12 protein-coding genes and 1 tRNA gene are annotated in these 11,900 nt (G+C 38.4%); 6 read left to right on the forward strand and 7 right to left on the reverse strand.

Annotated elements, in window-relative coordinates:
* Positions 1-14 precede the first annotated feature (14 nt).
* Together sppA and ansA are read left to right on the forward strand one after the other, a co-directional pair.
* Positions 15-1,856 carry a signal peptide peptidase SppA gene (gene sppA / locus AN944_RS10625; protein ID WP_055024589.1) on the forward strand — a complete coding sequence of 614 codons (1,842 nt, stop codon included), beginning with the start codon at positions 15-17 and terminating at the stop codon, positions 1,854-1,856.
* 169 nt (positions 1,857-2,025) lie between these two features.
* Positions 2,026-3,036, forward strand: coding sequence for an asparaginase (gene ansA, locus AN944_RS10630; protein WP_055024621.1), 1,011 nt, complete (start codon positions 2,026-2,028; stop codon positions 3,034-3,036).
* A 143-nt stretch (positions 3,037-3,179) separates the two neighbouring features.
* Here ansA and AN944_RS10635 read toward each other — a convergent pair whose 3' ends face one another.
* The 4 genes from AN944_RS10635 to AN944_RS10650 all read right to left on the reverse strand — a co-directional run bounded on the left by AN944_RS10635 (position 3,180) and on the right by AN944_RS10650 (position 5,890).
* The gene (locus tag AN944_RS10635) at positions 3,180-3,461 is read right to left on the reverse strand and encodes a YeaC family protein (RefSeq protein ID WP_055024590.1); all 282 of its coding nucleotides are present in this window, start codon (positions 3,459-3,461) and stop codon (positions 3,180-3,182) included.
* Entirely contained in the window at positions 3,458-3,775 is a 318-nt protein-coding gene (locus AN944_RS10640; protein WP_055024591.1) for a hypothetical protein, read from the reverse strand. Before AN944_RS10640 ends, AN944_RS10635 begins: the two co-directional genes overlap by 4 nt.
* 6 nt (positions 3,776-3,781) lie before the next feature.
* Entirely contained in the window at positions 3,782-4,912 is a 1,131-nt protein-coding gene (locus AN944_RS10645; RefSeq protein WP_055024592.1) for a M14-type cytosolic carboxypeptidase, read from the reverse strand.
* 306 nt (positions 4,913-5,218) lie between these two features.
* A complete protein-coding gene (locus AN944_RS10650) occupies positions 5,219-5,890 on the reverse strand; it encodes a response regulator transcription factor (RefSeq protein WP_055024593.1) in 672 nt (223 codons plus the stop codon).
* A 278-nt stretch (positions 5,891-6,168) separates the two neighbouring features.
* Here AN944_RS10650 and AN944_RS10655 point away from each other — a divergent pair, with 278 nt between their 5' ends.
* The 3 genes from AN944_RS10655 to AN944_RS10665 all read left to right on the forward strand — a co-directional run bounded on the left by AN944_RS10655 (position 6,169) and on the right by AN944_RS10665 (position 8,105).
* Positions 6,169-6,507, forward strand: coding sequence for a helix-turn-helix transcriptional regulator (locus AN944_RS10655; protein WP_055024594.1), 339 nt, complete (start codon positions 6,169-6,171; stop codon positions 6,505-6,507).
* A gap of 121 nt (positions 6,508-6,628) precedes the next feature.
* On the forward strand, positions 6,629-7,693 hold the full coding sequence (gene arsB, locus AN944_RS10660) for an ACR3 family arsenite efflux transporter (RefSeq protein WP_162838651.1): 1,065 nt from the start codon (positions 6,629-6,631) through the stop codon (positions 7,691-7,693).
* 88 nt (positions 7,694-7,781) lie between these two features.
* The gene (locus AN944_RS10665) at positions 7,782-8,105 is read left to right on the forward strand and encodes a hypothetical protein (RefSeq protein WP_055024596.1); all 324 of its coding nucleotides are present in this window, start codon (positions 7,782-7,784) and stop codon (positions 8,103-8,105) included.
* Between the two features lie 163 nt (positions 8,106-8,268).
* On the opposite strand, the gene AN944_RS10670 is transcribed toward AN944_RS10665, so the two are convergent.
* The gene (locus AN944_RS10670; protein ID WP_055024597.1) at positions 8,269-10,056 is read right to left on the reverse strand and encodes a DUF885 domain-containing protein; all 1,788 of its coding nucleotides are present in this window, start codon (positions 10,054-10,056) and stop codon (positions 8,269-8,271) included.
* A 257-nt stretch (positions 10,057-10,313) separates the two neighbouring features.
* Here AN944_RS10670 and yegS point away from each other — a divergent pair, with 257 nt between their 5' ends.
* Positions 10,314-11,216, forward strand: coding sequence for a lipid kinase YegS (gene yegS, locus AN944_RS10675; RefSeq protein ID WP_055024598.1), 903 nt, complete (start codon positions 10,314-10,316; stop codon positions 11,214-11,216).
* A gap of 78 nt (positions 11,217-11,294) precedes the next feature.
* On the opposite strand, the gene AN944_RS10680 is transcribed toward yegS, so the two are convergent.
* Positions 11,295-11,525 carry a hypothetical protein gene (locus AN944_RS10680; protein WP_055024599.1) on the reverse strand — a complete coding sequence of 77 codons (231 nt, stop codon included), beginning with the start codon at positions 11,523-11,525 and terminating at the stop codon, positions 11,295-11,297.
* A gap of 192 nt (positions 11,526-11,717) precedes the next feature.
* Positions 11,718-11,805: transfer RNA gene (locus AN944_RS10685), tRNA-Ser, on the reverse strand.
* Between the last annotated feature and the right edge of the window lie 95 nt (positions 11,806-11,900).

The following is an 11,900-nucleotide window of genomic DNA, read 5'->3' on the forward strand; positions in this document are numbered from 1 at the left end:
ATAGGAGTGGCTTAATGTCCGCTAAACCCTCACTGATTAAACGAATTTTCTCTTTGATTTGGAAAACCATCAACGGGATACGTAAAGTCATTCTCAATCTTATCTTTTTTGGTTTAATTGCTATTATCGTTGTCGCGTTAAGTGCTGAAGAAGAAATTGTCATCGAAAACCAATCTGCACTTATGCTCAATCTTGCTGGCACTATCGTTGACCAAAAGCGTCATGTTGATCCTATTGAAGCGGTATTTAAACAAAGTAAAGGCAATGATCCAGAGGGCGAAATGTTGTTATCCGACATCATTTACGTCATAGACAGTGCTATTCAAGATCCTCGTATCAATACCATCGTCATTAACATGCAGCACTTGCGCTCTGCTGGTATCAGTAAGATGACGGCTATTGGCGATGCATTGAATAAATTTAAACAAGCAGGCAAGTCTGTCGTCGCTTTTGGTAACTACTATGAACAGAACCAATATTTCTTAGCAAGTTACGCGGACACCATTTATCTTAATAATAAAGGGGCTGTTTCTCTTGAAGGTTTAAGCAGTTATCGCTTGTTTTATAAATCAGCATTAGAAAAATTAAATGTCAGCACCCATGTTTTTCGTGTTGGTACATTTAAGTCTGCTGTAGAACCTTTTATTCGTGATGACATGTCAGCGCCAGCTAAAGAAGCAAGTCAGGCATTATTAGGCGATATTTGGCAAAGTTACGAATCAATCGTAGCGACAAACCGTAACATCGCTCCAGACAATATTGTACTAAGTCCCAATCGTTATCTAACTGAGCTAGACAGTGTATCCGGCGACTCAGCTCAACTTGCAATAAAATTAAACTGGGTAGATGAACTGGCATCTGATGAATCTTTCAGACTTGCCATGGTTGAAAAAGTGGGCGCTGATAGTGACGGCGATAACTTCAAACAAGTTTCTTTTACCGAATACTATAACGCTGTAAAACCGCTTCCAGCCCTTATCGAGAAAGACTCAGTTGGTATTATTGTTGCGAAAGGTAATATTTTAAATGGTACCCAACAAGCTGGCCAGATAGGGGGCGAAAGTACTTCAGCTCTTCTGCGCAAAGCGCGCTTTGATGAAAAAGTAAAAGCGGTTGTATTACGAGTTGATAGTCCTGGCGGCAGTGCTTTTGCTTCTGAAAAAATTCGTCAAGAAGTTATCGCATTAAAGCAAGCAGGCAAGCCTGTTGTTGTCAGTATGGGCAGTTTAGCGGCATCGGGCGGTTACTGGATTTCTGCAAGTGCGGATTATATCTATGCAACACCAACAACCTTAACTGGTTCAATAGGTATCTTCGGTATGTTTGCCACATTTGAAAATGTCCTATCTAACTGGGGGATCCATTCAGATGGGGTATCGACTTCAGATTGGGCTGGTATTTCAGCAACCCGAGCTTTAGATCCTAATGTAGCAGCAGTCGTTCAACGACATATTGAACATGGGTATCAAGAATTTATTTCGTTAGTTGCTAAAGAAAGAAATATGAGCCTAGATCAAGTAGACAGAATTGCTCAGGGCCGAGTTTGGTCTGGTACAAGAGCTGTCGAGTTAGGACTTGTCGATGCACTTGGTGATATGGACAGCGCCATTGCTAAAGCAGCTGAAATGGCACAAATTGAGGTATTTGATACAAAAGTTATCGAACAAGAGTTAACTGCAGAACAAGAGTTTGTACAACAAATGCTTGCCTCAGTAGCAACCTATCTACCAGAAGCATCAACTCAATCACCTGTTCTAAATCAAATGCTAGGTGAATGGCAAACTGTAGTTGATGAATTCAGCATGTTTGATGATCCTAAAGGCATGTATTTGTATTGCGAAAATTGTAACCTTTAAACAGTTTTTGCCTTAAACAGCCAGAAGACTGGCAAAACCTTTAAAATATAGAATATTCAAAAAAGCCCGTTTTACGGGCTTTTTTATTGGGTTTTATTCAGTTAGACACGTATAATTTAACGATTCATCAAATATCAGCCCTGAGAAATGCACGAACATGACAACAAGCATGATTAAACGCTCAATTTACGTCGCTTATACTGGCGGTACTATTGGTATGCGAAAAACCGACAATGGATTCGCCCCTGTTGCTGGATTTCTAACAGATTGCGTTAAATCTATGCCTGAGTTTTATCATGAAGAAATGCCCGACTTTGTCATAAACGAATATTCGCCATTAATAGACTCTTCAAATATGGCACCGACTGATTGGCAGTTGATCGCAAATGACATTAAAGCTAATTATGATAAATATGATGGCTTTGTCATTCTACATGGCACAGATACCATGGCATACACGGCATCTGCTCTCTCTTTTATGCTACAAGGGCTATCTAAACCAGTTATTGTAACAGGCTCTCAAATTCCTTTAGCTCAGCTACGTTCAGATGGCCAAACAAACTTATTAAACTCACTCTATATTGCAGCCAACTACCCTGTCGCTGAAGTATGTTTATTCTTTAATAACAAACTGTTTAGAGGTAATCGTTCTACAAAAGCCCATGCTGATGGCTTTGACGCTTTCGCTTCACCGAATTTTCCAATACTGCTAGAAGCTGGTATTAAAATTAACTTACGTGCAGGCAAAATATCTGAACCTACAACGCAAGCCTTAGATGTTATTGAAATCAGTCCCCAACCTGTTGGCGTCATAACCCTTTATCCTGGTATTTCGACTGAGATATTCAACAACATATTAATGCAACCTGTTAAAGCGCTTATTTTGCTGACATTTGGTGTAGGGAATGCACCACAAGATAACGCTTTATTAGATACGTTAAAGCAAGCTGACGAACGTGGCATTGTCATTGTTAACTTGACTCAGTGTTTTCAAGGTAAAGTCAACATGGGAGGTTATGCAACAGGCAATGCATTAGCTCAAGCCGGAGTGATTAGCGGCGCAGATATGACCATTGAAGCGGCATTAGCAAAACTCCATTATTTGCTATCAAAAGATTTGACCGCTGCAGAAGTAAAATTTGCAATGAAGCAGAATCTGCTTGGTGAATTAACCGAGTAAAGACAAATTTCTAAAGTAAAACAATAGATAATAAAAAAGCCACTGCAAATAGTGGCTTATTTGTGAATCAAATATTCTCATCAAATTCGATAGATTTATATGAAAAATATCAAACTCACATATTGAGCGATGTATTACTGCCTTTAAATATCTGATTCTTTGAATTCAGCGATTGATTCACCACGGAATTGTTTTTTAAGTTCAGATTTAGACAACTCATTTATCTTACCACCAGCACCAATAGTAAAGTGATCAGTTTGTTCAAGTTTGCGCGCTTGATATAACATGACTACCTGTAATGTTGATTCTTTTTGTTCTGGCGATAATGCCGTGCCATCTTCCCATTTACCTGTTTCCGCAGCAGAGCGAAGACGCTGATAAACTTCATCTGGCATTTCATCAATCACTTTGTTGATATCGTTCATACACTTTTCCGTTTATGTAAGACAATTCTAGCTCGCGTAATCGTATAGCCTACGAAGCCAAACACGAAACAACCCACAGCAATATACGACGTCATTCCGGTTGCTGGTTCACCACCCCAAAACCAAATAACAACACCTGCTATAAATAACGTTAAAAACACAAAGCTATGTGTCATTAACTTATTAGATTGTTGTATATGACTTATCACACGGGCAGATTGATTATCACCATCGACTTTCACTTTGCAATGCTGACACTCTTTCGCTTTGCTAGAAATACGTTTTTGGCACGAAGGACATTCAATTAACGCCATAATTGATTACTCGCTTAAATTGTCTACTACGGCAAGCATCGCCACTAACGAAGCTTCCCCAAGGTATTCGCATCGCGCAGGAGACCAACCGACAACAGGATCAGGTAAGTTATCATTATCTTTAAATGGCATTTCTAACGTATTTGCAAGACACTTAAAGGTGTTACCAACCCAGTTAGAACCAACGGTTAAGTTCGCTTTGCCTGGCTCATCTTTGTCATAACCATATTTAGTTTGGAAATCAGCACTTGCCATACCTAACGCTGCAAGGAACTGTTCTTGTAACTTGGCCATATGTGGAGTGTAATTTGGTGCACCTTCACAGCCAGCAACAAACACGTAAGGTAAACCTTCATCACCGTGAACATCATAGAATAAATCGACACCCGTCTCTTTCATCTTATTGGTAACATAATAAACCTCAGGGCTTCGCTCTAAACTAGGCGACTCCCACTCACGGTTTAAGTTAGTACCAACAGCATTCGTACGTAAATGGCCTCTGACGCTTCCATCTGGATTCATGTTTGGCACGATATAGAAATTAGCTTTATCAAGTAACAACTTGGCCGTTGGGCAATCGCTGTCTAATAATTGGTTTAATAGCCCTTCTATTAACCATTCTGCCATTGTTTCGCCTGGATGCTGTCTGGCCGTAATCCAAATGTTCTTTTTAGCTGGATCGTTATCGCCAATTTTTAATAGGCTCATGTCACGGCCATCTAGCGTTAAGCCCAAGTTTTCGAGGCTAACAGCAGGATGTAATTGTACAGAGCTAATCAGATCTAGATGACGCTCGTAACTGTATGGTGCAAAGTAAGCAATTTGAATCGCTTCACAATCTAAATCAACTTGAATAGAAAGCTTTCCATCTTGATAACTCGTTGGCAGACGGAACCAATGTTGACGATCGTAACTGGCTACCGCTTGATAATCTTCCCAACCTTTTGGATAAGATGCAGTACCCGCATTCATAATGTTCAATGTGTAAGTTTGACCGATTTCACCTTCCATACGGAAGTTAAACCATTGATAAAACTCACCACCTTCATCTGGTCGAATAGCAAGTTGAATGTCATCGTGTTTGTCTAAATTGATAGTCTCAATGTTGCCGCCATCAAAATTCGCGCTAATACGCATAGGACTTCCTTATGTAAGGTAATTATCGATTTTTTATGGCCACATCTTACCAAATGCTGTCACTCAATAAAATCTATTGCTGATTAACTGATAATCATCTGCTCAATTTATCGCTATTGTAGCCCCTCGCGTCATCACAAAGGTAAACTCCTACACAAACAGGGAACGTCACGTTTATTGAAGACATAAAAATGCCGAATAACAATATTCGGCATCATTTGAAATGTGTAAAAGAAACAAACCTAATACTCAGATAGACAAAATCGTTGAGCAAAGACCAAAGACCAAAGACCAAAGACCACAAATCTATATAAGGATTGGACTAAAGCAATAACCTTTACCACGAACAGTATTAATCAGCTCACGAGGTAAACATTTGTTAGCCATCTTACGCCGCGTATTACTGATATGCATATCTAGGTTGCGATCAAACTCACCGAGCTCTTTGTGTAAAACACGCATTTGCAATTCTGCTTTAGTGACAACCTCGCCTTTTCGCTGAAACAAATATTTAAATAATCGATACTCAGTTTGAGTCAGTTTTAAATGCTGTGTATTGAGCATTACAGTATTGTTTGTATCATCAAATAAGATGTCATCAAAGTCTGATTGATGAACAACCTTTTCACTTCGACGGCGCAGTACGTTTACACGCAATAATAATTCTCTCACGTTAAACGGAGATGCTATGTAATCGTCAGCACCAAGTTCAAATGCATGAATTCGTTCTAAGTTATTATTATCATTTGCTAATACGATAACCGGAGTATGGCAATGCTTGGCCATCAGTAACCAAAATGATTCCATTTTAGGTACACAATAATCTAATAGAATAACCTCAAATTCATTACGCTCTAATTCTACTAGTGCATTAAAACCATTATCCACGATTTCAATGCTGTAGCCCATCGATTCCATTTGCTGACAAAGGCGAAGACTGTGTGTGAGTTGTTGGTCAATTAGGAGAATTTTTTTCATAACGGTCTTAATCTAAACGATAACAATTACCATTTAGATTATCACCGAGAATATGATATTACTACCGAATTTATGTAAATTTGAGACCTAAGTTAGCTTTTAGTTAATTTATTAACAATTTTGACGGTCAGTTCTCCATATTTATTGCAGAAAGCAACAATTAGGCATACCATATCGTTAATCGACGATTAACTATTGAGCCAACAGAAGCTAAGAGCCTAGACAAATATAGACAGGTTTATAGTTAAGACGTGTAACAACTACTTTAAGGAATGACCATGGTACAAAATTGTAAACAAAGTTCTGTATCAGCTTTTGAAGTCAATGAGCAGCAATTACTCATCGAAAAAACATTCGCGGCGCAAGCGAAAGCCATGTCACACCCTGCTCGCATTCGAATTCTGAAGATATTGTTTAATCTTGATGAAATTGGTGGCTGTTTAAGTAGTGACCTTGTTTCAGAAGTTGGACTTGCTCAATCTACGGTATCGGAACATATACGTATTTTAAAACAAGCCGGTTTTATAACCGCTGAACCTAAGCCTCCTAAAATTTGTTACCGCATAAACCGCACTGCACTGGCAGATTATCAGCAGCAATTTAACGATTTATTTTAACCAGACACTGATAGTTGAATAACGGAGTATGTAACAACATACCACCAAATTATCGTTATTCGACGATACACGATTAAAGTCAATATAAGAGATAGTTACTATGAATGAACCAATTCCAGAAATGGCCAGTAAAAAAATGAGCTTTCTTGATCGTTATTTAACGGTTTGGATTTTTGTAGCCATGGCAATTGGCGTGTCAATTGGCGCATTATTTCCACAAGTAGAACAGCTTACACAATCAATGAATGTCGGTAGTACCAATATCCCCTTAGCAATTGGCCTTATTCTTATGATGTATCCGCCTCTTGCCAAAGTGGATTACAAATTATTAGGTAAAGTCACTAAAGATAAACAAGTGATTACCCTTTCATTAATCATGAATTGGATTGTAGGTCCAATACTCATGTTCATTTTAGCCATGACTTTTTTAAGTGATTATCCGGGTTATATGGTTGGTATTATCTTAATTGGTATTGCTCGTTGTATCGCTATGGTATTGGTGTGGAATGACATTGGTGGTGGAAATAAAGAACTTGGTGCAGCACTCGTCGCCATTAACAGTGTATTTCAAATTTTAACTTATAGCTTCATGGCTTGGTTGTTTATCACTGTACTTCCACCCGTGTTCGGATACGAAGGTTTTGTTGTCGATATTTCAATGGCCGACATTGCTCAAAGTGTTTTGATATATCTGGGTATCCCATTTTTAGCTGGTTTTTTAACGCGTAAAATCCTAGTCGGAAAAAAAGGAGAGCAATGGTATAACGATGTCTTTATTCCTAAAATTTCGCCTGTGACTTTAATCGCTTTACTAGCAACGATTGTCTTAATGTTCAGTTTAAAAGGTGACATGATTTTAGAATTGCCAATGGATGTATTAAGAGTTGCGTTGCCATTAGGGATCTATTTTATACTTATGTTTTTCATAAGCTTTTTTATCGGCCAAAAAATGGGACTTCCTTACGATAAAAATGCTTCAATTGCATTTACTGCCACTGGTAACAACTTCGAATTAGCCATCGCTGTTTCAATCGCAGTGTTCGGTATTCATTCAGATCAAGCTTTTGCAGGCGTGATTGGCCCATTGATTGAAGTGCCTGTTTTAATCGCATTAGTGAATATTGCCTTAAGAATGAAAGCTAAATCAGAGGCTAAATTGACAAACAAAACGATGAACACAAATTAATCTATTATTGGCTAATTTAGATTTACTTGTTTTTACTTAATCAATAAAGTGAACTGCATAAGCAAATAATATTCAAAGGATTTGAAGAGTGACATTTAACGTGTTTATAAAGCGTTTATTGATATTAGCGGTAGTATTAAACCTACCGCCCATTATCACACCACTGATTTTATTAATCGGTCTTGAGCCCACATTGCTTATCATGTCTCTAGGTGTTTGGGTAAATATACCTCAGTTATTCGGGGTACAGTTAATCGTCGATACAACTCAATTGAGTTATGGATCTTTTGGGCTAAATGAAGCCCCTACCATTATTTGGTTTGCTATTACTTTGTTTTGGACAGCTTGCGCTGCAATATGTTCTGCATTAAGCCTTATCATATTTAAAGCTAAACCTAGCACTCAAATGTAAAGAAAAATCGCGTTTGCACTTTATTGTTTACACCTTATCGTTTAAACCTTGGAAATATTAAGATACGTATAAAAAAGCCGACACATGCTGTCGGCTTTTAATTGTTGCGCTCTACTATGAGAACGGTATCGCAAGTTCTGATTAACAAATTAGGTCATGCAAACTATTGGCTAGTCATTAGTTGCTTAATGTATTTAACCGGTGCACTTCCGTAACTTAGAAACTGTTCATGGAATGATTTTAAATCAAACTCTTCACCTTGAGCTTGTTTTAACTCTTCACGTAAATCATAAATTTCACGATATCCAGAGTAATAACTGGTTAATTGTACTTGGCTCAATGTTGCACGGCGCCACTTACCTTCCGCTTCTGCTTGCTGCTGGAACGCTTCCTTTGTCATAAGCTCAATGGCTTGCTCTTCAGTCATCCCATTGACCTGAATGCTGTAATCTAAAATGGTATTTGCGATAACACGTAAATTCCACTTGTAGTACATCAACCACATTTCAGGTTCGAAATTACCGTACCCTTCTTCCAGCATCATCCGTTCGGTGTACACTGCCCATCCTTCAACCATGGCACCGTTACCAAATAAACTTTTTATCAAGCTAGGCGATTCGTTTGAATATACAAGCTGAGTATAATGTCCTGGAATCGCTTCATGGATATTTAATACTTGTAGAATCCAATGATTGTATTCACGTAAATAACTTTCTGCAGATTCATCGCTCATACCATCAAGTGGTGTGACATTATAGTAAGTATTAGCAGATTTTTCGTATGGACCGGGGGCACTGATTGAGGCTCCAGCAAAACCACGCATATATTCCGGTGTTTCTCTAACAACTAACGGCTTTGAAGGATCTAAAGTCATCAATTGTTTTTCATTAACAAACTTCACTAGCTCCGGAATTTGAGCTCTGACTTCATCGACAAAATCATCTCGTTTTACATGCTTAACTGATAACACATCAATTAACTGTTTTATCGCGACATTGTCATCTTTAGGGATAGGTGTATCGATATATTTAGACCAAATATCATGTGTTATTTTAGCCATCTCACTTTGAACACGAAGTTTGTCAGCTGTCGCTTTTTCAAACAATGCTTTCCCTGACATACCAGCTTGAATATCTAATGCAAACTTTTCTTCGTAAAGCTCTTCACCAATTCTAAAGCTACGTGCACCTTCTTTTTCTAGTTTAGCTTCTAGTGCTGTTAACCAATCAATATGTTGATTGATCGCTGTTTTAGCTAATTCAAAACGTGTATTGAACAGTGCTTTTTCAGTTGAAGATAAACCTGATTCAGCCACTTTATTCGCTAAGTCATCAGATAATACTGAAAACGCACCTTTATTTTGCATTATGGCAAGTTGAGTATGTTCTATCGTCGGATTCTCAATATTCGCTTGCGCAGCTAAGTAATATGCAGGCACATTTTCAAGGCGCGCAATAACAGACTGCAGTCTTTCATCTAAAGGGGCAAAATCTTCATTAATGATTTGAGCGAACCCGCCTGCCACATTGTATTGCGAAGGATTCCATTGCCATGCTTTAAACCTTTCCTGTTGCCATTTAATACTCGCCAGAAGGTTCGAAATCAGCTCATAATCAATTAATTCACTCGTGGTTAAAGCGGTTTTATCAAAAGCAGTTAACTTAGCTTGTTGCTTGGCTACAAATGATAAAGTTTTAGCGCGAGCCTGATCATTTGGCACTTCTAGATAGCCATCATTAACGTGTTTCCCACTGTATAACGCCCAAGTTGGGGACCATTGCCATAATGCGTTGATAAACTCATCAGAGTATTGCTGAAATGATACTGCAGACTGCTGTAACTCAGATTGTTGAACATTTTGGGCTGTTTCGGTTTCATTAGTCATTGAATTACAACCGACTAAACTGGCTAGACCCAATGAAATTGCTAAGGTAAGCGCTGATTTTTGCATCTTAATAAGTCCTTTTTATTCATCAAAACGATATTTTTATTGTTTTAAAAGGTTAATTTTTAATATAAAAGCGGATTTACGTTTAGTTGTTATTATTTTTATGGCATAAGTAAATCATGAACGTTATGACTTTGCAGCACAATAAACGTATTTGACATCTTTTGTGACATCTTTTTGTGAATAAAGAATCACAAAGCTGCCTCATCAACAATCGGGACGAGCACATTCGCTTTACTGACATCAATCAGGAAATATCCATGACAGCCAAATATTTCAGTTTAATACTTAATGGAAAAAAAGCCGGTATACCAGAAATTAGAACTGCGGTTTATGCACTAAGAGAAAGTGGAATAAAATTAGATGTTAAGGTCACTTGGGAAGGGCCTGACATGGAAAGGTTAATTAAAGAATCAATCGAATCAGGTGTTGATCGAGTCATTATTGGAGGTGGTGATGGCTCACTCAATGAAGCTGTCACAGCATTAATGCATTTAAAAGACAATGTCTCGTTACCTGAGGTAGCTGTGTTGCCTTTGGGTACGGCAAATGATTTTGCTACCGCCTGTAATATACCAACCAGCATTACAGATGCCCTCACCTTTGCTATTCATAATAAGGCGATAGATATTGATTTGATTGCTGCAAACGATCGACACTTTATTAATATCGCAGCCGCTGGCTTCGGTGCGCAAGTTACTGCAGACACACCAGTCGAATTAAAAGACTTTTTAGGCGGCGGTGCGTATACCCTTACTGGCTTAGCAAAAGCCATCGGTTTTAAACCCTACGAAGGTAGCATTACGACTGATGAAGGTAAGTTTACTGGTAATATCGTAGTCGGAGCCATGTGTAATGGGCGCCAAGCTGGTGGCGGACAGATTCTCGCACCTAATGCAAAAATAAATGATGGTTTAATGGACGTCACTTTGCTTAAAGGATTTACACCATTAGAACTGCCTCAGGTGTTAGAAGAAATACAATCTGAAACGGCTAAAGGCGAGTTTTGCTTTCACTTTCAAACTCAGTGGCTAGAAATTGATTTCCCATTAAGTTTACCGCTCAACTTAGATGGTGAGCCTTACCGCAGTGAAAAAGTGCGATTTGAAGTGAAACCAAATGCGATTCGATTTGTATTACCAGAAAACAGCCCACTCATATAGATTAACGACAACACCAGTGTAATGCTTGCAGTTAGAGATGTAAGCATTACACCCTGAGGTTTATGTCTGTTTATCATTTTATAAACAATCTTCTTGAAGTTTATAAGGAAACTTTAACCCTGCTCCCTGTGTCCCGTAAGAGACTTCTAATTGACATGTACCCAAGCTGTCATGATCTGGCGCTAAATGAGTTGCAGTCATAAATGAAGCGACACATAACATTAATGAAGCCATGATGGTGGCATTGCCGTAAAACAACATTAATACTTCACCCGCATTCCACTGCTCAGACAATCTATTCGGTTTCATTCTCTTCCTAAAAATTGAATCTATAATCAGAGTTAATCTAGTCGGATAATTATTAAATATTAGGGGTATTAATAGTGATCATTTCACGCCAAAGCATAAAATATATAAGAATAGTGCAGGTAAAAATAAGAACAAAATGATGTCAGTTGGAAAGGCAAACTGGAGATAAAGAAGAAATATCAGAAGATAAATTGGCGGTGACGGAGAGATTCGAACTCTCGAAAGGTTGCCCTTTACACACTTTCCAGGCGTGCTCCTTCAGCCACTCGGACACGTCACCTTTTCAATTTATTGTGCTAAAAGCACCGCCACTGTCAATGAAACAAAGTGAATAATGATTTCAATATCCTGTGAACGGACGGTACTTTACGCAAA

Origin of the sequence: Shewanella sp. P1-14-1, assembly GCF_001401775.1 — a bacterium.
In the GTDB taxonomy this organism is placed as follows: Bacteria; Pseudomonadota; Gammaproteobacteria; order Enterobacterales; family Shewanellaceae; genus Shewanella; species Shewanella japonica.